Source organism: Ktedonospora formicarum (assembly GCF_016587355.1).
GTDB lineage: Bacteria > Chloroflexota > Ktedonobacteria > Ktedonobacterales > Ktedonobacteraceae > Ktedonobacter > Ktedonobacter formicarum.
Map to the genome: position 1 here is coordinate 188,964 of NZ_BNJF01000009.1, position 22,403 is coordinate 211,366.

The 22,403-nt window shown below is 50.9% G+C and carries 18 protein-coding genes and 2 pseudogenes; 8 read left to right on the forward strand and 12 right to left on the reverse strand.

All coding sequences use genetic code 11. The features are described 5' to 3' along the window. Positions 1 to 1,032 precede the first annotated feature (1,032 nt). Positions 1,033 to 2,226: a hypothetical protein gene (locus K3T82_RS43835; RefSeq protein ID WP_220199755.1), complete on the forward strand. Its 1,194-nt coding sequence runs from the start codon at positions 1,033 to 1,035 to the stop codon at positions 2,224 to 2,226. A gap of 369 nt (positions 2,227 to 2,595) precedes the next feature. On the opposite strand, the gene K3T82_RS43840 is transcribed toward K3T82_RS43835, so the two are convergent. After that, the gene (locus tag K3T82_RS43840) at positions 2,596 to 3,177 is read right to left on the reverse strand and encodes a hypothetical protein (RefSeq protein WP_220199756.1); all 582 of its coding nucleotides are present in this window, start codon (positions 3,175 to 3,177) and stop codon (positions 2,596 to 2,598) included. Between the two features lie 585 nt (positions 3,178 to 3,762). Between K3T82_RS43840 and K3T82_RS43845 the strand changes: the two genes are divergently transcribed. The 3 genes from K3T82_RS43845 to K3T82_RS43855 all read left to right on the forward strand — a co-directional run bounded on the left by K3T82_RS43845 (position 3,763) and on the right by K3T82_RS43855 (position 10,103). Continuing rightward, positions 3,763 to 4,650: a GNAT family N-acetyltransferase gene (locus tag K3T82_RS43845; protein WP_220199757.1), complete on the forward strand. Its 888-nt coding sequence runs from the start codon at positions 3,763 to 3,765 to the stop codon at positions 4,648 to 4,650. Between the two features lie 255 nt (positions 4,651 to 4,905). Further along, entirely contained in the window at positions 4,906 to 7,443 is a 2,538-nt protein-coding gene (locus K3T82_RS43850) for a helix-turn-helix domain-containing protein (protein ID WP_220199758.1), read from the forward strand. Between the two features lie 23 nt (positions 7,444 to 7,466). Then, a complete protein-coding gene (locus K3T82_RS43855; RefSeq protein ID WP_220199759.1) occupies positions 7,467 to 10,103 on the forward strand; it encodes a tetratricopeptide repeat protein in 2,637 nt (878 codons plus the stop codon). A 68-nt stretch (positions 10,104 to 10,171) separates the two neighbouring features. Here K3T82_RS43855 and K3T82_RS43860 read toward each other — a convergent pair whose 3' ends face one another. Then, positions 10,172 to 10,369: a hypothetical protein gene (locus K3T82_RS43860; RefSeq protein WP_220199760.1), complete on the reverse strand. Its 198-nt coding sequence runs from the start codon at positions 10,367 to 10,369 to the stop codon at positions 10,172 to 10,174. 463 nt (positions 10,370 to 10,832) lie between these two features. On the opposite strand from K3T82_RS43860, the gene K3T82_RS43865 reads away from it, so the two are divergent. Next, positions 10,833 to 11,993, forward strand: a complete 1,161-nt coding sequence (locus tag K3T82_RS43865) for an RNA-guided endonuclease InsQ/TnpB family protein (RefSeq protein ID WP_220199761.1) — start codon at positions 10,833 to 10,835, stop codon at positions 11,991 to 11,993. Between the two features lie 222 nt (positions 11,994 to 12,215). Further along, positions 12,216 to 13,181, forward strand: a complete 966-nt coding sequence (locus K3T82_RS43870; RefSeq protein ID WP_220199762.1) for an aminoglycoside phosphotransferase family protein — start codon at positions 12,216 to 12,218, stop codon at positions 13,179 to 13,181. 245 nt (positions 13,182 to 13,426) lie between these two features. On the opposite strand, the gene K3T82_RS43875 is transcribed toward K3T82_RS43870, so the two are convergent. From K3T82_RS43875 to K3T82_RS43905, 7 genes and pseudogenes are all read right to left on the reverse strand, one after another. Then, complete coding sequence (locus K3T82_RS43875; RefSeq protein ID WP_220199763.1) at positions 13,427 to 14,704, reverse strand: DMT family transporter; 1,278 nt, start codon at positions 14,702 to 14,704, stop codon at positions 13,427 to 13,429. A 107-nt stretch (positions 14,705 to 14,811) separates the two neighbouring features. Next, the gene (locus K3T82_RS43880; protein ID WP_220199764.1) at positions 14,812 to 15,498 is read right to left on the reverse strand and encodes a type 1 glutamine amidotransferase family protein; all 687 of its coding nucleotides are present in this window, start codon (positions 15,496 to 15,498) and stop codon (positions 14,812 to 14,814) included. 23 nt (positions 15,499 to 15,521) lie between these two features. Further along, positions 15,522 to 15,962 (reverse strand): annotated as a pseudogene (locus K3T82_RS43885) (hypothetical protein); the annotation flags it as partial. A gap of 25 nt (positions 15,963 to 15,987) precedes the next feature. Next, on the reverse strand, positions 15,988 to 17,031 hold the full coding sequence (locus K3T82_RS43890; protein ID WP_220199766.1) for a WD40 repeat domain-containing protein: 1,044 nt from the start codon (positions 17,029 to 17,031) through the stop codon (positions 15,988 to 15,990). Further along, a complete protein-coding gene (locus K3T82_RS43895) occupies positions 16,986 to 17,405 on the reverse strand; it encodes a hypothetical protein (protein ID WP_220199767.1) in 420 nt (139 codons plus the stop codon). The genes K3T82_RS43890 and K3T82_RS43895 overlap by 46 nt, the downstream gene beginning before the upstream one ends. Positions 17,406 to 17,874: 469 nt before the next feature. Beyond that, a complete protein-coding gene (locus K3T82_RS43900) occupies positions 17,875 to 18,402 on the reverse strand; it encodes an HNH endonuclease (protein ID WP_220199768.1) in 528 nt (175 codons plus the stop codon). 338 nt (positions 18,403 to 18,740) lie between these two features. Next, positions 18,741 to 18,893, reverse strand: coding sequence for a DUF2809 domain-containing protein (locus tag K3T82_RS43905; RefSeq protein ID WP_220199769.1), 153 nt, complete (start codon positions 18,891 to 18,893; stop codon positions 18,741 to 18,743). A gap of 213 nt (positions 18,894 to 19,106) precedes the next feature. Here K3T82_RS43905 and K3T82_RS43910 point away from each other — a divergent pair, with 213 nt between their 5' ends. After that, a complete protein-coding gene (locus tag K3T82_RS43910) occupies positions 19,107 to 19,835 on the forward strand; it encodes a hypothetical protein (RefSeq protein WP_220199770.1) in 729 nt (242 codons plus the stop codon). 570 nt (positions 19,836 to 20,405) lie between these two features. Here the strand turns inward: K3T82_RS43910 and K3T82_RS43915 are convergent. The 3 genes and pseudogenes from K3T82_RS43915 to K3T82_RS50735 all read right to left on the reverse strand — a co-directional run bounded on the left by K3T82_RS43915 (position 20,406) and on the right by K3T82_RS50735 (position 21,603). After that, positions 20,406 to 20,966: a hypothetical protein gene (locus tag K3T82_RS43915; protein ID WP_220199771.1), complete on the reverse strand. Its 561-nt coding sequence runs from the start codon at positions 20,964 to 20,966 to the stop codon at positions 20,406 to 20,408. A 133-nt stretch (positions 20,967 to 21,099) separates the two neighbouring features. Further along, positions 21,100 to 21,219, reverse strand: a pseudogene (locus K3T82_RS50730) (N-6 DNA methylase); the annotation flags it as partial. 141 nt (positions 21,220 to 21,360) lie between these two features. Beyond that, positions 21,361 to 21,603: a helix-turn-helix domain-containing protein gene (locus tag K3T82_RS50735; RefSeq protein ID WP_220199773.1), complete on the reverse strand. Its 243-nt coding sequence runs from the start codon at positions 21,601 to 21,603 to the stop codon at positions 21,361 to 21,363. A gap of 338 nt (positions 21,604 to 21,941) precedes the next feature. Between K3T82_RS50735 and K3T82_RS43930 the strand changes: the two genes are divergently transcribed. Then, the gene (locus tag K3T82_RS43930) at positions 21,942 to 22,385 is read left to right on the forward strand and encodes a phospholipase D-like domain-containing protein (protein ID WP_220199774.1); all 444 of its coding nucleotides are present in this window, start codon (positions 21,942 to 21,944) and stop codon (positions 22,383 to 22,385) included. The last annotated feature ends 18 nt before the right edge of the window (positions 22,386 to 22,403 follow it).

The window sequence follows — 22,403 nt, forward strand, 5'->3', positions numbered from 1 at the left end:
GAACATGTTCCATCCTTTTCAGAAAAAGCAGGATAGCTACTTGAGAAGCTATCCTGCTCGCGCTCTTGTTTGATATTCTCTATGCCTGATCCGTTTCTTACAGAGAATGACAACTGAGGAGCTTACGATGCAACGACAATCAATGATCACACGATGCCCTGAATGTGGAGGAGAACGTGTTTGGGTCTCAGTCCTGGCCCAGGCTCAATATATTGGCCAAATCCTGCTCAAGCAGCCTAGACGTTCTGCTTCATTTTTCCATCAAGGTGAGAACATATCCGATACTCAAGCATTTACCTGTATGAATTGTGGTCACACAACGCTTTATGCAAATGAACCTCAAAAACTCATACCAAACAAATAACGCGTTATTTAGGGGCACGATACACTTCCTTCGCGCCCCTTTATGATGCAATGCTCATATCTTCCCATGATGTCTGAAGAAAGAGAGGTGGAGGTTCAACCCAGTTATCTGCCCGTGGTTCAGTCCTGTCCCACCCTTTGGGCCATGTCTTGGCTTCAATCAGTTCCAGAATCCGCTGCTCTTCTCTGGGCTGATCAATGACACCAATGTTTTAAATATGGTTATCAAAAACGCATTCGCGAGAAAGAAGCCTTTTTGACAGCCAAAGAGGCGAACACTAGCGAACGTCCAAGCACAATAACGGACTAAGAAACCTCGTCTGTAACGCCCATCAAACAAGTATGATATAACTGTGCTTGTATGTGCTTGAACGAGAATCGTCGTTCTATTGTATATGCCCACCCCTGGCAAGCAAAAGGTACTCAGGAGGGATGCGTGGGAGGATCTGGTGGGGAGGTGCACGCCTCCTCCACTCCTGCCCTCTACCTCTCCACCCTTCCCAACATCGCTCCTCTTCTCCCCCCATCAGTTCTCCATGGCCACTTGCTAGACTCTTCTTTGGGAATGTGTGAATGAGGCAGAAAATATACCAACACACACATCCAAAGTGTCTTTCCTCAATGCTTCATGTAGAGCTCCATATATGCGAAAGAAACGAGGTATCGTCCGTGGCATCAGAAAACGAACAGGATTCTACGAGCAGCAGTCCTCAAGAACAGGCTGTGCTGGCTGCTTCTGCTTCACCTGTCAGTGAAACTCCTGGTACAGTGGGTGACAAGCAAGAACAACAACCGTCCTTCTTTTATATTCAGGACCAGGAAGATGATGTACACCTCCCTCATGTGGATGAACAGCGGCACGAGCAAGAAGGGTTGAGTACCCCCTTTGTGTTGCCCTTTCAGAACTCTGCCGCCATGGCAACGCTTCGGGAGGCAGATGCAACGGGGGCGCAATCGGCGAAGGGGTCCTCACCATCTTCACCGCGCAAGGGGCAACGTCGTCCATTTTCTCTCGTCAAAATGGCGCTTTTGTTTGGGGTGGCCCTTCTTACTGTGTTGGGGGCGAGTCTGATCGTGTTTGCGCAACCCACTACGCCTCCGGCACAGACAACGCGGCCTCCTCAAGGGGATCCAGTGGTGCGAACGCCATCGCCTTCGCGCCCAACGCCAAAGGCGACAGCGAGTCCTCCTGCCGCCACCCCTACGACCACTCCCACTCAAGGGCGAGGGACACCAGGAACGAATGTGCCACCAGCTAATGATGTTCCTTCGCCCCAGGTGCTTGCGCAGTTAGGATGGACCCAGGCTGGTCTCTCTTTGGGTGACGCCATGGAAGCGCTGCGAACAGGGGCTACGTTTACCGATAGGGAGATGAGTTATGATTACCGCAATATTGGTACTCCCACCAATCATAGTGGGACGCTGACTGGCTCCACGTTCCTTCTGACCCCGGGGGGACAGGTCCGCTTTGCCAACAATGATGTGCGTGTGATCAACAATGTACTCTATGAGAAGATACGGACCGGCAAGATCATTCAACAAGTCGTGAATGCTCATGCCTCACTGGTGCAATTTCAGACAGTGTCAGTCCAGGGGAAACAGCGGCAATTCGCCTGGATCAATGTGTCCTTTGCCTTGCTCCAATCAACGATTGACGCTGCAAGCGGGAAACGCACTGAGCGTCTGGATCAAGATCCCGCATCCGGTCAGCCGCGTCTGCACCATATGGTGGCGCTCCTGGTTCGTGTGCCTCTTCAGGATCAGGGGGCTAACGCTCCGATGGGAGGGACAGGGTGGTTGGTCAATACTTATGCCCTCGACCCACAAGGGCTTCCAGTGATTGCAACCGATCCATCAGTTTAAACAATAGAGAGGGGGCTGGCCTTACCTTGGAAGGCCAGCCCCCTCTCTATGAGTATGTGTCATGCCGACGTTTTCAGCGCAGGCCTGCCTGTACTCGCATGAAGCGGGATGCCGGCAAGCTGCTGCAACTGCCGGCTGAGACAGAGGTATGCTGGGCGAGCAGCCTTCAGTGTCAATCCCAAATACGCCAGCCAAATGTGTTCAGGATGTGGGACCGTCAAGACGAAAGATCTCTCCGAATGGTAGCACTCGTGCGAGTGTGCACCAAACTGGGCAGGGCTACAAACGTAGCCATCAACATTCTGGCCGGAAGGCTGCCAACGTTGGCAACGGCGTAGTGGTCTGGTCTCCGCATTTACGCGGGGAACGTCACAGGAAAAGCAGAGGAAGCAGGAGGATACTTGCTACAATGAGGATGGCGAGCATCACGATGAGGTGATATGACTGTTCCCTTTCTGGTAGGTGTTGGGAGGAATGAGTTGCGTTTGCTTGCTTTCGTGTCGTGTAAAAAAGGGGCATGTGTAAAAGGGGACCAGAACTGCGAGGAAATGTAGTGGTGGCGTGTCGAGAAGAACCGTCGTCCAGCGAACGTGTTTGAAGAAGGCACTGGATGGCTTCGTCGATGGAGGATGCGTATCGAAAGCCATAATGCGCTGCCAGCTGTCTCTCCCTTGTTTGGCGAGAAGGGAAGATAAAGCAGAGCCCAAAGGTAGGTTCATAGGCGGTCATCCAGAGGCGGAGCATGGCAAAATGTTTCTCCTGGCGGAATAGCTCGCCTTGTGAGGACAGTACGAGAAGCACGGGAGCTGTATGCCCGTGTAAACCATTGAGCACTACGTCGATGGTATCGTGAGGTTCAAGACACATGATCGAAAGCGTTATGGTGTTGTGTGTGCCCGGGTGTTGGAGTGGCTGTGGTTCCGTGCCTGGGGATGAGATCTCAATGGACATAGCCTATGCCTTCCTCTTTGCTCAAAGAGATGATTTCTCTTATAACAACTATGCCTGAGAGGGGAGCGAAAAGGGAACATCGTCCTGTATCATTTGCAGTATCATGAGGTATCATTTTCGGGCCTGAGGATCATAATGAAGTGGTTCGTCTGCTGCTTCTTATCCACCAGCGAGGTTCTGTTTCACTTTGGCGAAGGCTGAGCGTATCCAACGTGCTCATTCCTTTTTCTGAGCATAGAAAGAAGAGCCAAACCGCTGTTGCTGATGTGTTTTCACTACAAGTGGGACAGTTCCTAAAAATGAGCATCCAATGGAAGCATGTGCTCTCCAGCGCCTTAATCAGAGTAGTGTCTCGGTTGTGGCGTGTCCTGGATATGGAAGAGCATGGACTCGTTCCCCAAGCAGCGAAGTGCAGCGCTTCAAAGCACATACCAAACGGAAAACACCCCCCCCATTATCGGCCAGAGGGGCAAGAGAAACAGACTGGGATGTGGCTGGAGGGTGATACTTATCCGCTCTCCGTGTGGTAAATTAGGGAGAGAAGAGCAAGAACGCAGTTTGTAAGTTCTCCAAGGAGTGGACTCAATGATTACTTTTCGTCCTGCGTATGCAGATGATCTCGTCCAGGCATTCGAGATTTTTTACGAAAATGAAATTCTTGGTGAATCTTCTCCCCCTCCTCTGCCTGATGCTCGCCCAACGATGCTGGCGCATATCTTGCGAACCGGGACAGTGTATGTTGCGGAGGATAACGGCCATGTGCTCGCCTTTGCTGCTGCGATAACACGCGACAAGGTGACCTATCTGACAGACCTCTTTGTGCGTCCTGACCAGCAGTCATTTCGCCTCGGACAGACGCTCCTGCGCTCTGTCCTGCCATCCTCGCCAGATGGCGTACGCTGCACACAGAGTTCGACGGATCCGCGTGCGCTTGCCCTCTATATTCGCTCAGGTATGCGCCCACAATGGCCCAATTTTTGTCTGCGTCTGGAGAAACATATACCAGGTGAACAATGGTCTACCGATCTGAAGGTTGTGGAAGCTCATCCAGGTGATCCGGAATTAGTAGCATGGGATGCTCAGGTAAGTGGCCGCCACCGCCCACAGGATCACGCCTATTGGGTCAGCGAGCAGCGGGCAGTTCCACTCTGGTTTCAGCACAATGGGGCGACCATCGGCTATGGTTATGTTCGCTTGGGAGCTGGTACTCTCTGGTTTCCCGAGGCATGTACCCTCGGCCCCATCGGCGCGCGGACACCAACTGACGCTGTACGCTGTGTGCTGGCAGCGGTTGATTGGGCACGTCAACGGGCGGATATTTTGCGCATTGATGTTCCTGGTCCGCACCCTTCCCTGGCACCGCTGCTGAAAGCAGGTTTTCGAATCACCTATGTTGAAACCTTTGTTTCCAGTGCATCTACACCCTTTTTTGACCCGCAATGCTCTATTGCTTCGGGTTCAGATCTGCTTTGAGACCAATCCACCATCAAAAGATGAAGAACGCTGGTGAAGAATGAGCACATCGGATACGCCCAGCTCTCACCAAAAGTAAGATAGAACCTCACCGCTGTATAGCTGCTTTTATCACGTGCCTTCTGAGGCATCCTTTACCAGGCTGCATATTTGTTGTATAGTGGTAAAAAAGGTTTCTTGGCATCTTTTGTTGTAGATAGCGTCATCGTATGACTATGGATGGGAACACGTGCTTGCTATTATAGGATAGAAAAGATGTCGGCAGAGAAGGCTCCTCGCCAGCGGAGGAAGCTGACGCTGGCCCGTGAAGAACAGCATCTAACGCAACAGCAGGTTGCAGACCAGTTAGGGGTGACCAAGCTGACCGTAGGGCGGTGGGAACGAGGAGAAGCGACTCCTCATCCCTATGTGCGCCGTAAGTTATGTGCGCTCTTTTCGCTCTCAGAGCACGACTTGCTTCTTGCTGAAGATGAGGTTCCTGCCACAAACACCCATGCTGCGTTTCTCTTTGACCCCACGATTCCATCGCTCCCCCATTTTATCGGCCGCGAAGAGGCGTTTCTGCATATCAAGCGTTGCCTGTGTCGCGGGAAGAATGTAGCCCTGACGGCTGCGCTCAATGGTATTCCCGGAGTGGGCAAGACGGCGCTCTCGGTGGCTCTGGCCCATGATCGTGAGGTACAGGCCTCCTTTCGCGATGGCATTTTGTGGGCAGGGCTTGGACCCCACGCCAATATCCCTGCTCTCCTGTATCACTGGGGAACGCTTCTTGGTCTCTCTCCATCTGAGATGGATGCAGCTAACGAGCAGGGTGCATGGGTACGCACGATCCGTAACGCAATTGGGCTGCGCTCCCTGCTCCTGGTTATTGATGATGCCTGGAGCCTGGCCGATGCCACGGCGCTGAAAATTGGAGGTCCTAACTGCGCGTACCTGCTCACCACGCGCTTTCCCGAAGTGGCGAATTTCCTGGCCTTTGAGAATGCGATCACACTTGAAGAATTTTCTGAAGAGGAGAGCCTTGCGCTCTTGCGCTTTCTGGCACCGGTCATGGTTGAGCAAGAGAAGCAAAGAATCCAGCAACTGATTCGTGCGGTTGGCGGGCTGCCACTTGCCCTCACGCTCATTGGCAATTATCTTCGCCACCGCTCCTCCGGTCGCCAGCTTCGACGGATCAGTAGTGCGTTAGAGCAACTTGAGAATGTGGAGACCCGGTTGCATCTCAGTGAACTTCGAGGTCCTGTGGAAGTGCATACCAGCCTCTCATCTAATACCGTCTCTCTCTCTCAGATCATCGCAGTCTCAGATCAGCAATTGAGTGAAGCGTCTCGTGGCGCCCTCTATGCCCTCTCGCTTTTTCCTGCAAAGCCCAACAGTTTTTCCGAAGAAGCTGCGCTTGCGGTCGCTGGCTGTGATGTTGAGCATATCGACGCGCTCATCGATGCCGGGCTGCTGACGCCTGTCTTTGGAGATCGCCTGCAAATGCACCAAACCATCCATGATTATGCCTCCTATCAACGGGAAAAGCGTCCTGATACTGCTGCACCCGCTCGACGGTTGGTGGCGTATGTGGTGAAGAAGGTGGTCTTGCCACACCCTGATCAGAGCAAATGTCAGCAAGAGCAGGCACTTATTGGTGTCGCGCTCGATCTCGCGATGACGCTGCTCCTGCATACGGAATTTCTTCAGATCCTGCTGGCATCGTTTACGTATTTCTTCACTATCGGGGCGTATCGTGCCATGGAGCGCTATCTCCATCATGCGCTTCAGCTTCTTCCGCAAGACCAGGAAACACTGATCACGCTCTTTTTTGATCTAGGATGTGTCTTACGACCACAAGGCAGATATGATGAGGCTCAGACTGCCTTTGTTCAGGCGTTGGCATTGGCCAGGCAGGAAGAAGACAAAAGGAGCATGAGCCAATGCCTCAGTGAGCTTGGTTGGATCTATGTGAAAATGGGTCAGTATCAGCAGGCGGAAGAGGCTCTTGATGAAGCGCTTACCCTGGCACGGCAATGCGGTGATCCGCACACTGTGGGCAGGATTTTAAAGACACTGGGTGCGGTCGCTGATTATGAGGGTCGGTACGAGCAGGCGGCTCAATATCTTGAGGACGCGCTTCAGCTTGCACGCGAACTGGGAGATCAGCACCTGGCCAGCTCGTTATATATCAATATTGGCGTCAATCTGGGATCCATTGGAGAGGGAGAGAAGGCCGAAAAAGCACTGATGGAAGGGTTACTGCTGGCCAGGAAGACCAATGCGCGTGAAACGCAATGTGTCCTGCTGGTCAACCTGGGAGAACTCTATTGTCAGCGTGAAACACCACAGGCGCTTCAGCTTGCGGAAGCGTATCTGCAAGAAGGGCTCACTATTGCAACAGACATTGGGGTTCGTGAATGGCAGGGAGTGTTACTCCTGACCCTTGGGAGCGTAAGGCGCAAACAGGGGATCTATGTTCAGGCAGATGAGTGGCTTCAACAGAGCCTGTCTTTGGGCAAAGAAGTAAAGAGTTACCGTATCGTCTGTAATGCCTTGTGTGAGCTTGGAGATATTGCCCTGGCTCAAGGACGGGTGCATGATGCCAGTGCCCTCTTTCAAAATGCGCTCGATGAAAGTAGAACCGATCAGGAAATGATGGCATTGACGCATTTCGGCTATGCACGCTCCTGTCGTGCTCTTGGAGACCTGGAAAGCGCACGCCAGCACGCGGAGCAAAGTCTTCGCCTCTTTGCGCATATGGGGCATGGGTGGACAGGCAAGGTCCAACAGTGGCTTGCTCAGCTTGCATAGTTTGCCCAAGAAGGTGGTGATTTATGGAACATCGTGGAAAAATGGAGCCACAACCGCGCCTCAAGCTGACGGAAGCCCGACGTGCGCGCGCGCTCTCTCAGCAAGACGTGGCCGAACGACTGGGGACAACACACGTGAATGTGAGTCGCTGGGAGCGAGGCATTACCACACCCAGCCCCTATTTTTGTCGCAAGCTTTGCCGACTATTTGGAAAAACTTCCCAGGAGTTAGAACTGGTTCGAGCGTCCTTTCCAGTTACCGACGCGAACGAATCTCCTCCCGAGGATCATGTGGTGAGGGCGGATCATGTCCCGACCATGCCTTCTACGTTTCCCACGAGGGAGCCAGACGTACAGGCAGCCATTGATCCTGTGATTCCTGCTGCCTCTGGTGCGCAGCTAGTTGGCCGTGAGGAGGTGCTTGCACGCATCAGGAACATGGTGTGTACTGGTCATCAAGGAGAAATGATTGCACTCCATGGCCTGCCCGGCATCGGCAAGACGTCACTTGCGCAAGCGCTTGCTCATGTTCATACCATTCGCGCACGATTTTGTGATGGTATTCTTTGGGCGGCTCTGGGACCGCATCCAGATATGACCGGCCTTCTCAATCGCTGGGGGGAACTGCTTGGCCTTTCTGCGACACAACTCTCATCGCTCGATGGCAATGATGCTCGTGCCCGAGCGCTTCATAACGTTATTGGTACTCGTTCTCTCTTACTCATTATTGATGATGTGTGGCGTGTGGAGGATGTGCTTGCTCTGAAAGTAGGTGGCCCACATTGTGCCTATGTGATGACAACCCGTTTCCCCGAAATCGCAACCAGCGTGTCTGTCGATGGCGTGATACACGTTGACGAGTTGGGTGAACAGGAGAGCATGGTCCTGTTGCAAGTCCTGGCACCACAGGTGATTGAGCGGGAGCCAGAGAAGGCGAATGAGCTTATTCAGGCGGTTGGAGGGCTCCCTCTGGCGCTGACGCTCATCGGGAATTATGTCCGCAAGCAAGCGGAAAGCGGGCAACCGCGTCGGATCACAGAGGCATTGCAACGTCTTGAAAGCGCGAAGGAACGTCTCCACCTGTCCGTATCCACCGATGCAGACAAGGCACAGGCTCAGCCCAATCGGCATTCACATCAATCACTCCAATCCGTCATTGCCATGACTGATCAGCAGTTCGATGAGCCAACCCGTGCCGCTTTCTATACGCTCTCTATTCTTCCCTCGAAGCCGGAGAGTTTCTCTGAGGAGGTAGCGCTCGCTGTGACCTCGTGTCAGGTGGAGGTGCTTGATACTCTGGTGGATTCAGGAATTTTGGAAAGCCATGGAACCAATCGCTATACACTCCATCAGACGATTCGCGATTATGCCTATGACCGGTTGCTTGTGACCTCAGGTGCGGATGCTGCGTATCATACCCTTGTGACCTATGTTGTATCGCTGCTCGAAAGCCAAAGCAATTCTTACGATATCCTCGAACAGGAACGCGCGGTGATCGCTATTGCGCTTAAGCAAGCCGATGCGCTGAACATGCAATCGGAACTGGTGCGTGCTGTAATTGCCTTCGTTCCGTATTGCCAGGTACGTGGATACTATGCACAGGCTGAACAGTATCTTTTACGTGCCGAGCAGGTTGCAACACGTTTGAATAATCAAAGTGTTCTCACCACGATTTACCTCTCCATGGGCCAGATCCTCCAGCAACAGGGCAAGTTTAACCAGGCTGAAGCTATTTTTCAGCAAGGCATAGCTCTGGCCCGCCAGTTTCACGACCTTGAACAAGTGAGCGCTTTTCTTCGTGATCTTGGTAGCATAGCTTGGAAAGTAGGCAACTACGCTCAAGCAGAAGCATATTTAGAAGAAGGACTCGATATTGCACGGAAATGTAATGATAAGAAGCTTATGGGTAGTCTTCTGAAAGAACTGGGCCCTGTATCTAGCTTGCGCGGCAAGTATTCCCAAGCAGAAGCCTATTTCCAGGAAGGTCTTCAAATTGTGCTTCAGCTTGAAGACTATGAACAAACAGCTGTCACTTTACTTATGAATCTTGGGGTAACTGCTGGTCAACAGGGGAATCATTCTAAGGCGGCTCAGTATTTTCGAGAGGGATTAGAGTTAGCACGTCAAATTGGCCATAGCCAACGTATCAGTGCTTTGCTAGCCAATCTTGGGGCTTCTGAAATGGAGCTTGGGCACTACGTTCAAGCAGAAATCTATTTCCAGGAGGGACTTACAGTTGCACGTCGTATCGGGCATCGAGAGTGGATCAGTATTCTGCTTCTCAATCTAGGTCAGACAGCAGTTGTGCAACGTCAACTTCAATTGGCTGAAAACTATTTAAACGAGGCCCTGACTTTAGCACGTCAGATTGGTCGTACACAAGTTATAGCCAAGGCATTATATGAATATGGTAATGTTCAGCTTGAACAGCAATGCTTAGCGAAAGCGCAGTTAGCTTTTGGCGAAATGATAAGCATCGTACCTACTGAAGACCAAGAGCTCAATATCCTTGCCCGCTATGGACTGGCACGTGTTGCTGCCATTCAAGGGAGGATGTCAGAAGCATATAGACTTGGTACACAATGTGAACAGGAACTAGAAGCTATGGGTCATGGAAGTGCTGTTGAAGTAACTTTGTGGTTACAATCTGTGATGAAATAGGAGCGGAGCAATCTTAAGCAAGAAATTGATTGCTCCGTGGAACCTCCCTTTTTCTTACGATACTATTTTCAGTCGAACCAATAGTGATCGGGATGTATAGTTGGGCTTTGTGGTGTTGGTGTAGTCTGCTCTGTTGCTGGATGATGTGGGGCATTTACTCCAGCAGCGTGAGTGACTGTGACCATAACTGAACCGATGACCACTGCGGCAACAATGACTGCCAAAATAAGCAGCGGTGAAATCCAACGAATGAGTTGTTTACGCATACTCTTTTACTCCAAAATATGCTTACAAAAAGGCACTTCTTCCCATAGTTTTGCTTCTCTGCTTTGGGTGTACCTGTTGTTATGAGCATTTCATAGGAGATCATAGATGATTTTATTGGCATCATCATGTTTTCTTGCAATTTCTATAGAAAGGTACTACCTTCTTATCTATTGTTGAGTTGATAAGGACGATGATTGGTGAAGATGTATTGTATGCTTTTTTGGGGAAGCTTCATCGGGTGCGGCAAGGTTTTTTGCGTGAGGCGGCGTCCTGGGAAGCAAGCCACTGCTGCAAACTGCGTTCATGCGCTGAGAATTTTCTTGTGGGGGTATATCGAGTTTTATAGTCTCTAGACATATGTAGCCAATTATATGCAAATATATATTTGGCTCTGCCTTCTTGCCAAAGCGATGATTTTCTGGTATATTTGTTCCACTTTCGATGCAAAGGGGCGAAATACCCATGACACGTGGCTATCGAGTCGAACTTGACCTCAACAATACCCAACGAACGTTATGCCACAAACATGCCGGGGCCGCTCGCTGGGCGTATAACTATGGCCTTCGTCGTAAACAGGAAGCCTACAAGGCTGGGTTGAACGTGCCCACGGCCATCGATCTGCATCGCGAGATCAATGCCCTCAAGGCATCTGAGCCCTGGATGTATCAGGTGAGCAAGTGTGCCTTTCAGGAGGGACTGCGCGACCTGGACACTGCCTTCAAACATTTCTTCCGCAAGTGTCGCCTCAAGAAAGCGGGCACCTGGAAGGGAAAATGTGGCTATCCCTGCTTCAAATCACGCAAAAAAGCCATTGGTGGGGCACGCTTTACGGGTTCCATTCGGGTCTCTCCTGATGCCATTCAGCTTCCTCGTCTGGGTCTCTTGCGCTTGAAAGAGCACAACTACCTGCCCATGAACATCACCGTGAAGAGTGCGACCCTCTCGGAAAAGGCGGGTCGTTGGTATGTGTCCCTTGCTGTGCCCTCAGAGCAAGACGATCCCGCTCCTGCGACAGGTCCGGTCATTGGCGTCGATCTTGGCATCAAGACGCTGGCGGTAACCTCCGATGGACGGGCCTTCGCCAATCCCAAGGCACTGAGAAAGAAGATCGCGGCGTTACGACGTGCCTCACGCCGCCATTCCCGCACGCACAAAGGCTCTCACAACCGAAAAAAAGCAGCGCAGCGACTGAGAAAGTTGCACGCACGCATTGCCCATGTCCGCCAAGACGCCCTCCAGAAAGTCACAAGCACGCTCGTGGCGAGAACCAAGCCAGAGAGCGAGCGTCCAGCATGCATCGTGCTTGAAGACCTCAACATTTCTGGCATGCTCAAAAATCGCACGTTAAGCCGAGCGATCGCCGATGTGGGCATGTACGAGTTCAGACGGCAGATTGAGTACAAGGCAGCCTCTGTAGGTGTGCGGGTCGTCATCGTGTCACGCTGGGAGCCGTCGTCGAAGACCTGTAGCTGCTGTGGCACAGTGCGCGAAACGCTCGGTTTGAATGAGCGTGTGTTTGTGTGCGAGGACTGTGGCTATGTCGCTGATCGAGACTCGAATGCTGCAAAGAACCTCGCACGGCTCGCAGAACATGAGAACTATCGTGAGTTACACGGGAAGTGAGACGCCTGTGGACATCATGTCAGACTTGAGACATCAAGCAATGGTGGCTGAAGCAGGAACCAAACATCAATAGGTACTGTCCTATTTGTCTAGGTTTTGGATAACGGATTGATTATGTGAGGCTGACCTCCTACAGTAGATTCATACTCAAAAATTGTGTCACCAATTCAAGGCTAGCTTTATAACCTGGGCAACAGACAAGCCACATGATACACTGTCTTCATGGAGAGAACTGATCATAGACGCAGTATTGTTGTGCCTGAACGCGTTCGGCTGAGGGCCGAGCAATCAAGCTCCCAGACAAGACAGTGGCTCAAAGATCTCCCCGGCCTTATTGCCGAATTTGAGCGAGAATGGGAGCTTCGCATTGGCCAACCGCTATCCGGGGGATCTTCGGCATACGTAGCTCCAGTAAAAACTGCGAGCGGAAATGCGGTCATAAAGATAGGTATGCCGAGCCAGCCCGGATCTTCTGGCTTTCAGCAAGAGATAGATACTCTTATCCGTGCGAATGGGCACGGTTATGTCCAAGTGTTACAGTTTGACTATGAGCGACGCGCCTTGCTTCTCGAGCAGCTTGGATTATCTATACAAGAAAGTAAATTGGAACCTAAGCAGGCAATAAGATTGTTGTGCCAGGTACTGAAACAAGCATGGCTCGTACCATCTGGTGCGGATCAGACTATGAAAGCCTCGGAGTATAAAGCGCAGACATTGGCTCAGCTCATAAGCGAGCTATGGGTCAAACTTGAACGGCCATGCTCTGAGAAAATTGTCTCTCAAGCCTTGGAGTTTGCACGTCGGCGCATGGATGCTTATGATCGTGAACGATGCGTCGTCGTACACGGAGACCCTCATCCGGCGAACGCGCTTCAGGTGCTTGCCCCACGTGCTGGAGCTGAGTTGGGCTATGTCTTTGTTGATTCAGAGGGCTTCCTCTGCGAGCCAGAATATGACCTTGGGGTGGTCATGCGGGATTGGAATGAGGAGTTGCTTGCAGCAGCCGATCCTCTTACTTTAGCCTACGAATATTGTGAGCTTCTTGCCAAGGAATCTGGCCTCGATGAAGCTACTATTTGGGAATGGGGCTTTATCGAGCGCGTATCAACTGGTTTGTATATTTATGCCTACGGCTCAAGTGAGCTTGGTCAGCCATTTTTCAAAACGGCACAATGCTTGTTGGGGTAGTGCTACGCAAGCTGGCAGTTTATATAGAAGCCGTAAAATCTGTCAAGCTTTGTCAGAAAAGACAAGGGGCGAAGCTGGCACCGAAGAGCACACGCTCCCCATAACAGCCTCTTGAGGGGCTTCCCAATGAGAGAAGAGAGATCCATCATCTCTCTTTTTCTTCCTGCGCGCGCCGCTTCCTCCCATTGTCCCATTCTCCATTTCCCTGGATGAGTTATACGCAAAAAAACTTGCCGCACCCAGCTTCATCTGTATGCGGGGTGGAGCATGTAACGACTTAGTTTGTGTGAACTGCGAGAACGCATGATATATCCTTGCTTTTGTAGAGAGGTGAGCAGGCGATGAAGGCATCCACAAGGGATCCCTGTGGCGCGCTGGAGAGTGATGAAGTCTGCCCCACGAGGTTTTGACCAGAGGGAGGTGAGCACAAGATGAGCGCGTCTTCCCATTGGGAATCTCCTCCTGAGATGAATTCGCCCCCTTGTCTGTGCATAGAGAGCTTGAAAAGGCGCTTGTGGCGAAACAGCACTGCTGGAAGGTGCCGATGATCTGTCGGCACGGCTGGCAAGCGCTTGCAGGAGCATGCTTCCTACGGCGAGTGCGGCTCCAAGATAGGCCAAAGGTGGGAAGCGTTCATGGACAAAGAAAAATGCCACAATTGCCCCTGCGATTGGCTCTATAGTAGAAAGAAATGTGAGCGTTACTCCATTGACATAGCGCCTCATGACGATCATGGTTGCCATGGGGGCAAGCGTGGTGATCAGGCTGATATAAGTAAAGGCGAACAGATCGGAAGGGTAGGCGAACTGGAGTGATTGCCAGTCTCCAAAGAGCAGCGCGTACAGGAGCATTTCCCCAGCCATTGTCAGGCATTGAATGCCTAATATCGCTTGCCGCGAGAGAGGTTGCCTGTCTGGAGATGGTAGGCACCACTTTTCGAGGAGAAATGAGCAGCCTGTGAGCAGGAGTCCTCCAAGGAAGGCAAGCAGGTCTCCTTGCCAGTGCATCTCTGAGATAGAGAGTAGGAGTAGGATGCCTGCTATCGAAAAGAGGCAGGCGAACCAGGTCAGGCGCTGCACACGTTGGCGAAACACCAGCCATGAGACAAGCACCACAAGGATACCATTCATACATGAAAACATGGCGGTTTCTGTGATACTGGTGGAAGCCATAGCTAGCGTCAGGCAGAGAAGTCCGACGCCCATACAACTGCCAAGTGCAATGCCATGCAGGATAACTGCGCGGGTTATGTGGTGCCGAGACCAGAGGAGCAAGACTATGGCAGGAGGTACAAGCCAGCCCATTTGGATAGCAACAAAGATAGCACTATCCATCCGATCAAGCACCGGTTTGGCAATGGGGAAAAAGGAAGCTGAGAGCAGGCTCATGCAGAGGAATGCACTATAGCCCCAGAGGCGCATGTGTCTGCGCGACCAACCTGTAAACCAGCGAGGGTGTGCTGGTTGCCTTTGTGGAGGGGCGAAGCCAGAGAGCATGGTGACGGGAATTTTGGTGACATACATTGAGCATACCTGCCTTCTTTTTCTGCAATCCTATGACGTCAGCAAGCAGCCAAACGAATGTGTTGGCATGAGACAACCTCCGCGCTGACCTGCTTTGCGTCTGATCCTTACCTGGATGCTAGCTTCAAGCGTTGCCTGCGAAATTTATTTAACTCTTCTTTCGTCGGTGGATGTGGGCGCACATGAAAGCGTTCTTGAAGCCTTGCTATGTTATGTGGGACTGAAGCGAGGATTGTTGAGGCGTGCATAGCGGCATTATGCTGGGCTGGCGGATGCAGTTCTTGCGATTGTTGTTGCAGGTGGAGTTGAGGGGCTAATAAGAGAGGATGATTGTGGGTTACCTGCTCATTGATGGCCGCACAGATCGTATCGCGTGCAGCTTCCCACGCTCTATCTTGCTGCCGCGCCTGCACAAAGGCATGGCAAGCCTGCACAAAGGCCTCAAAGAGGACTCTCCCGTATGTCTGATCTAGCCCCCAGTCCAGGCGACCGAGTATGCCCAGTCCAAAGGTGGCATCAGTGCGCTCGAAGGCGGTGGTTGAGGTTGCATTGGACTGTGCACAGGGATGTAAACCCGGTGCCACAGTCTCTATTGCTTGATGGGGCATAAAGGACAACCTCCACGGCTCTGGTTCGCCCTCCTGTGCCCGTACGGCTGGTTGAAGATAGGAGGCGAGGCGGCTTTGACTGCGGACACGGATCATATGGCGTTCCCAGTTCTCAAGTGGAGTGGGTTCTGGGGCGATACGCTGGCTGGCACCTCTTGTATCATTCCACCCAGAGCCACATTCCATTTTTCCGCTCCATCGGCGATGGCAAGAATGGGCATGCCAATGAAGGTTGCCAGTTGCATGAGCGCCATCTCCCAGGTGAGGGACCAGATCTGCGGTCCTGGACGGCTTTCACGTTGATGCCAGTGGATAGACCAGTGCGCTCCTTGAGTGCTGGCAGGCAGAAGCAAGCCATCCATGGACTGCACAAGCGGCCAGAGTGAGTGATACATGTGCTTATGAGGTGGAAACGGCCAGAGCGGAATGAGGAAGACCCTGCCTCCCATACGCTCAATTGCCCATGCACCAACGGCATCTGCAAGCATAAGGGGACCTTGAGCGGTTTGCTGAATCGGGATCGGAATACCAATAATAGGTTGATAGGCCCTGGAGAAATGTTCCTGTTCCACGCCTTGTTTTATCTTCGATACTGTGTTGCCTGGCATGAGGTTTTGAGACAGAAACAGGTCGCGTGCAAATGTACGCATCAAGGTGATTTTCCTTTCTGCTTGTTTACTGGTGAATGCGCCAGAGCATGACGCGTGTTCCCACGGCTTCGGCAAGCACCTGACCCGATGGGGACCACGCAAGTGCTGTGAGTCCCTCTTGCTGCTTTTGTATCAGGAGTGGAGTTTTCTTTGGTATCGACCAGATGATGAGGTGTCTATCCTCTCCTCCCGACGCAAGGAGCGTGCCATCAGGTGAGAACGCAAGCGCCTGTACTGGATGTGTGTGCCCTTGCAGGCGTATTGGTGTATCGACACAATGCATCCCGAAGGCATCTTGCACCTGGCGTATGCAGGTGCGTCCATCACTCCACAGATGAATGAGGCCATCGTCACTTCCCGTTGCAAGGGCGCCTCCAGACGAGAAAGCGACCGCTCTGAGGGTTTGCTGTGTATCAAAGTAATACCCATGGATCTCTTGTCCACTCGTCGCATTCCAGACCCGAGCGACCCCACCCTGCGATGCGGTCACGACTGTGCCTTGTAATGTTGTGAGTGCTTCAATTGCTGCGGTATGCCGCCGAAAGGTTCTTTCTGGTTGATGAGATTGCCCATTCCAGACAATCGCTTTCTTATCTGCCCCGGCGGATACGGCATGCAAGAGCCCAGATGGCCCCTGGACCCATCCAAGCGCAGTCACCACATCCGTATGGTGCTCAGTATTCCTGGCGAGTTGCGTGCCTGTATGCGCGTCAAAGAAGGTAACTGTCGTGCCGGCTCCTGCTACAAGCTGAAGGCCATTGGGCGACCAGGCAAGGGCGCGTACATGTGCATCAAGCATATGGGTGCGCAGGAGCGTGCCATCCAGTTGCCAGACCAGCGTGAGGTGATCATTGCCTCCGCTGGCGAGCATCTGCTCATCAGGAGACCAGGTGAGCGCTTTAACAGTCTGTTGATGCTGGGTGAAGATAGCCTGGGCGGAAATGCCAAAGGGGGCTGGTGTTAACTGCTTGTGAGTTGGAAGGCTGACCTTTTGCGTTAGGAGGCGTTGGGCAAAGGCGGTTGTTACCCCGAACCCAGCCCAAACAGGCTCATGCCTGCAAGCATACAACTCCTGATGATTAGTCGTCGCGAAATCCGCAAGGTGGAGTCTGCTTGAGGTGTGGAATGGTGCTGGTCAAACGTGGTAGCTGGCATCTCTTCTGTGTGATAGGTCTCAGGTTCCAGGACGAAATGGCTCCCAGAAGGAAACTCGACATCGGCAAAGCGGCCTGACGGCAGCAGGAGGCCTTTTCGCGAGACGCACCGCAAGTGGTATGTGATTGGAGTTCCGAAAGAATCAACCAGAGGATAGTGTAAGTGTGCTGCCAGTGTCATTACCCATGGCCCAACTGGTGTCTGATCATCAACATGGACACGTACCCGAGTGGGAAGCCTCTTTCTGTAGCGAGAGGCTTGCTCAATGACGAGTTGTCGTCGACCCATAGTTTTCACCTCTAGTGGCGCTATTCTGCAAAAGGATGCACCATGATATTTTTCCGTTAAGTGCGAGTGTATCTGATGGGGAGTGGGAGCACCGGGGAGGGTAGGGAGAGGTTGGGGGAGGCTGGGCGCCAAAAACAGTCATACAATAGGTAAACGAGGGGCAAGCGGTAGTGAGGAAGACAAAGGAATGCATATGGAAAAGACGCAAGAGGTATGCCTTCACCCACACTCCATCGATGCTGCTCTAAACTCGAAGCGAGATGATAATTGAAGAGGATGAAATAAAGAGCGGCTTTGTGTCTCTACTAGATAAGCATACTCTGAAGAGGTGGTGGTGATCAGGGCAGTGCAGTTTTATTGAAGCCGCGCCGCCCTAACAGAAGGATGGATCGACGATGTCTCAAACAAGCCTTCGCAAGAATGATTTCTACAGGAGACCCATTTCTGCAATCCTGTGACCAGAAAAGATTTATGGGCGTTGAGTCACTTTCGTCTTCCACGCCAGGCTTGCCTTGATCTGCCTGGCACTCTGGCCATAAAAATGCCTGACATCGTCCTCAATCTCGGCATTGTAGGATGCCCAGAGGTTGAGATGACCCAGGAGCATATGATGATGCTTGCCTCTTGCCTGACAAAGTGTGATCAGGTTGCTCGGATCAAGCTCCAGTTCTGGATGAAGGTGGAATGGTTTGATATGATGGACCTGGACTTTTTTGCCCTTATAGCCACAGGCTCTACAGGCAGGTTCTCGAAGCAGATGCTCATCCTGGACTCTGGCCCATTCACCACTTCGTTCCTTCCCATGTTTTTTTGCGATTCGTGCTCCATGGTCCCCTCTTTGTCTTCTTCTGGGCATGATGGCCTCGTGATGTCTCTTGCGACGGTGCCTGCGGCTTCGTCCAAATAGGGCCCAGGGCACAAAGAGCAGGATGAGGAAGAGAAGGACTCCGATGGCCACGATTTGTGGAGAGACAGGAGACATGAGAGAGAAAGGCATATTTTTCACCTTTTCGTTGAAATAGGAGAGCTCTTCTCAAGCCTTATAGGCAACGTGACAATAATCTCTTCCTGCCTCGTTCGTGGGCCTTTAAACTATTGAGGTATCCCTGTAAAGCGGCCCTGTGTAGGCATAGAAGGCCTCCTGAAATCCATTGTTCTTGAGTATATCATAATTGGAGATCTGCTCGAAGTGCATGACATCGGCTATGAAGAAGATGAGTTAGGTTGAGTGGTCGATGTGTACTTGTACAGAAAGATCTGTCGGTGGTATCCAATCTTGTTCAGTTGCATTCTCTCTCCGGTTCTGCTTGATGATCTGGTCCATGAATGGCCTCTTCAGATGCGCCATGTATTATGGCGCATCTGAAGAGGCCATTCATGTAATTGAAGGACACCAATAAAGGCGATAATGGCACAGCCAATGGCGTAGCAAGGAATATCTTTCCAATTAAAGACCGAAACCGTAATAATTTTTACGATGGTATTCATCTGAAGATAATCATGACTGCCTCCTCTCTCCCTTTTGCCTCCCCTCACCGTGCCGTGATGCCAGCTTGCTCACACTCTCCATGATCTACACTGCAAAGCAATGCTGTCTCTTGCGAGTGGTAGAGACGATCTACTCTGCCAAAAACAACCAGACAAGCAGGGTGTGAAATATGATCGATGCTCAAAGTAAGAAAACTTAGAGGAGATGAAAGGATGAGGACACTGCACGTTACGCGCTGGTCGCGCCTCTGGTATGGAGCTGGCGTACTACTCGTTTGCCTATTGGTTTCTTGTGTTGTGCTTCCTCTGGGGGTGACTTCAGTTCTGGCCGCGACCCATCAAGGAGCGCCCAAGCAGCAGCACATACAGCCACCTTGTCTGAAAAACGGATGTGATAACGTTGATCCTGCCGGTCGGTGTGATTCAGTTCGAGCGGACGGGATCTGTCTGGGAGCGTATCCTAAAGATGGCTCGTATGAGCCGACGTCTACCTCGTGTCAACAAAGCACTTTCTCTGGTGGACGTCTGGCTCTCCTGCACCCAACGGCAGCAAACATTGGCCTGGCTCTTACGAACATCACTATTGATGGGAAGCCAGAGAGTGAGCGGCTCGCCATTGTGCATCTGCTCTATTCGGATGTGTGTGGGACAAACTGGGTGGATATTCTTCCGCTTGGTCGGTGTCTTCCTCATGGGAAGAGTGCGAGCCCATGCACATTCACCGGGTGGATGCAGCGCTCTCCCACTGATCAGCGTGATGGTGATAGTACTCCAGTACCAACGCTGCCAATGAGTTCGCAGGGAACTACGCATAGCACCATGCTCTGGGCACCTGATGTTGGCGTGCGTGGGTGTGCCTCTGCGGTCTATCCAGATCCCATTGCTGGGGGCACGAACTTTGCGACCAGCCCTCTTGTCTGTGTGAAACAAGTAGGTTTCTAGCACCTGGTGATAGGTCGATGTGACAATGATGAGGCATGCTTCTTGTGAGGTTGCTCTATAACTCACGAGAGTGGATAGAATATCCAGGGAGCATGTCTCATCATAGAAAGCGTCTCACCTCTTATGTTTTGGATGTGCCTGGCGTGGTAGGAGTTCAGTATGTTGCTTGCGGTTCATTTAGGAGTCAGGAGAGATGTTTAGGCACAGCGTTTGCTGTCCGCTTGTTCTAGCTTAGATTTCAAAGCCTTTTAATGGAGGTATTTGAAGCAGTTTTGTTTTCAAATCGGCTATTTAAGCGGCTTTATAAGCTTTCAGCACTTTCCGACATTTGGATCAGAAAGTATCACTTTTATTTCGTTTCGTTTCTCCAGTTATCTTTTGTTATTTATCCTTCTTTTCCCGACACATGATTTTGATATTTGGCAATTGGTACATAGCATTTATATGCAGTAGGTATAGGGTCCGAATCCTTAATCACCCATCTCAAGCAGTTTCAATGACTCTTCTGTAGCAAACAAAGTGCTATAGGAGGGCTTTTTCGTATGATTTTTCTTCTCCAAACCTACTGCCTTATCCCTGTGATTTTAGAGGTAGATGAGCCATTGGCGACTCGATATGGTGATGAGCATGTATATCTTGTTGCCTGGCTTGATGGGTTAGATCTTTGCTAAGAAGGGCGTAAATGAGCAAACAAAGATGCATGCCAAGAACGCTAACCCAATGTAGGAGCATAACTGGTTTAGAATGTGCCATTGCATAAGGGAACATCAAATCCGCCACAGGTCGAATTAATCCGAAAATAGGAAAACTCAAGAACAGGGCCTTTTGTAAGAGAGCCTCCCGTTTGTAGAGCCTGATCTTTTGGCTTTTCATGCGCAAAATGTTTCTGCCTGATGTATTTTTTCTTCCTTGCTTTCTGAGTTGCTGGTCTTGAGCTGATAGCTGTCGGATTATATAGATCATAAGAAGGATCATCGATATGAGGAGGCTAGCAAGTGTGAACAGCTTAATTATTTTATCGAAGAAGTTGAGTTGTGGATGCTTTGTTAGATCAAGTAGGCCATAAAATATCTCATCAACTCCCAGTGCCACAAAGTTGATACATGATATGAGAAGCAGTGCTTTGCGCATAACAGGGTCCTTTAATAAATGTGTCTCGACTCAAATAAGTAGCTCTTCTGTAGCAAGTATAACACTATGGAGGGGCTTTTCGTGCGTTGTTGCGCAGAGTGAAGCTCTGGTTTGTTCTGAAGTCATAAATTCAGAGGCCTTTGGTCAGATGCCCTTCGTCGCCCATTTTGCGGTCTAAGAACAGGACATTGGCTTTGACGCCCTGGGCGTAGAAAATGACAGTTGGCAGGTGCAGGAGAGTGTGGACATCACAGGTCTTTGATTCCACCCAAGAAGGTTGCGGAACAAGAAAGAGAATTCATGTCTTTTGAGAGTCGGCTCGATGTCTTGGATACTTGTGTTTATTTTGAACTTTTCTGCATGAGATTATTAGCTGTTAGAAGTCAGAGGATATCTACTCGTTAAATGTCTGCTCTTGTTGCCAGATGAGTGGAGGCGTTCGAGTATACTCGATTAAATCGGCAGGCTCTACACGTAATGCCCAAGCTAACTTATCCAGTGTCGATAAACCTATTTCGGAATTGGGGTCACGAAATAGCTTTCTAACTGTTTTGTAATCTACAGTTGAGAGCTTGGATAAGCGTGTCATACTGACGTTCTTTTCCTCTGCAATTTCTTTTATTCGTAGACGTATCATGCACCTGCTCTTAACACCTATTTTGAGCGAGTGTATCAGATTTTAGGGGTTGACAATACTTGGGTATATGTACTACCATTAAGAACAGGTGTTTATAATGGTAGGTATAAAACCAGGTACCTAATTCATTGTAAATGAGGTATCTATCGTATGACCTAAGCTCAGTTTCAAGTGAACATTTTGGTTAGAGTACTGTATGGAATGAGTATTCAGGCCATGGTAGTGGCCCAAGCAACAGCATATTTGTACAGAGGAACAAGCCTGGTTGGAGGGCCGCAAGTAAACTTTCCCATAGCTACGTTATGTAACGCGAAGGTAGAGAAGAAAGTACATGAAATATGCAATCGATACCTTTTGTGATTGATAACCAGCAATGCAGGATGGATGAGATATTGAACACTTTGCTCGCCCGGTCCCAAGGGAACTCACTCGATATTGCCACTGCCTATTTCAATATTGAGGGTTGGCAGCTGCTGGCAGATGGCATCAATAAGATGGAGAGTTTCCGGCTCTTACTTGGCGATGAACCAGAGGTGAGAGAGGTTACTGGCCTATGCAAAGTGCGCAATAAGCCAGACGAAGAGCTTATCGAAGAAATCCCAGATGTTGGCCTCAAAGAGCAGACCTTACATGTGATTGAAGATTTCATTGCCTTTTTGTGTCAGGATCATGTGGAACTGCGCATTTGCACAAAAGGCTTTTTCCATGCCAACTGCTATCTCTTCTATAGTGGTGGGGGGGATAATTCGTTTTCTATTATTGAGACATATAGAGACAAATAATGACATCTATCCGCCTCT

Excerpts from the sequence above, each read along its gene's own strand:
- K3T82_RS43895 (WP_220199767.1), bottom strand. The coding sequence starts at position 17,405 with ATGGGTCGACGACAACTCGTCATTGAGCAAGCCTCTCGCTACAGAAAG.
- K3T82_RS50735 (WP_220199773.1), bottom strand. The coding sequence starts at position 21,603 with ATGATACGTCTACGAATAAAAGAAATTGCAGAGGAAAAGAACGTCAGT.
- K3T82_RS43845 (WP_220199757.1), top strand. The coding sequence starts at position 3,763 with ATGATTACTTTTCGTCCTGCGTATGCAGATGATCTCGTCCAGGCATTC.
- K3T82_RS43860 (WP_220199760.1), bottom strand. The coding sequence starts at position 10,369 with ATGCGTAAACAACTCATTCGTTGGATTTCACCGCTGCTTATTTTGGCA.
- K3T82_RS43910 (WP_220199770.1), top strand. The coding sequence starts at position 19,107 with ATGAGGACACTGCACGTTACGCGCTGGTCGCGCCTCTGGTATGGAGCT.
- K3T82_RS43900 (WP_220199768.1), bottom strand. The coding sequence starts at position 18,402 with ATGCCTTTCTCTCTCATGTCTCCTGTCTCTCCACAAATCGTGGCCATC.
- K3T82_RS43880 (WP_220199764.1), bottom strand. The coding sequence starts at position 15,498 with ATGGAATGTGGCTCTGGGTGGAATGATACAAGAGGTGCCAGCCAGCGT.
- K3T82_RS43840 (WP_220199756.1), bottom strand. The coding sequence starts at position 3,177 with ATGTCCATTGAGATCTCATCCCCAGGCACGGAACCACAGCCACTCCAA.
- K3T82_RS43855 (WP_220199759.1), top strand. The coding sequence starts at position 7,467 with ATGGAACATCGTGGAAAAATGGAGCCACAACCGCGCCTCAAGCTGACG.
- K3T82_RS43875 (WP_220199763.1), bottom strand. The coding sequence starts at position 14,704 with ATGTATGTCACCAAAATTCCCGTCACCATGCTCTCTGGCTTCGCCCCT.
- K3T82_RS43915 (WP_220199771.1), bottom strand. The coding sequence starts at position 20,966 with ATGCGCAAAGCACTGCTTCTCATATCATGTATCAACTTTGTGGCACTG.
- K3T82_RS43905 (WP_220199769.1), bottom strand. The coding sequence starts at position 18,893 with ATGAATACCATCGTAAAAATTATTACGGTTTCGGTCTTTAATTGGAAA.
- K3T82_RS43850 (WP_220199758.1), top strand. The coding sequence starts at position 4,906 with ATGTCGGCAGAGAAGGCTCCTCGCCAGCGGAGGAAGCTGACGCTGGCC.
- K3T82_RS43865 (WP_220199761.1), top strand. The coding sequence starts at position 10,833 with ATGACACGTGGCTATCGAGTCGAACTTGACCTCAACAATACCCAACGA.
- K3T82_RS43870 (WP_220199762.1), top strand. The coding sequence starts at position 12,216 with ATGGAGAGAACTGATCATAGACGCAGTATTGTTGTGCCTGAACGCGTT.
- K3T82_RS43930 (WP_220199774.1), top strand. The coding sequence starts at position 21,942 with ATGCAATCGATACCTTTTGTGATTGATAACCAGCAATGCAGGATGGAT.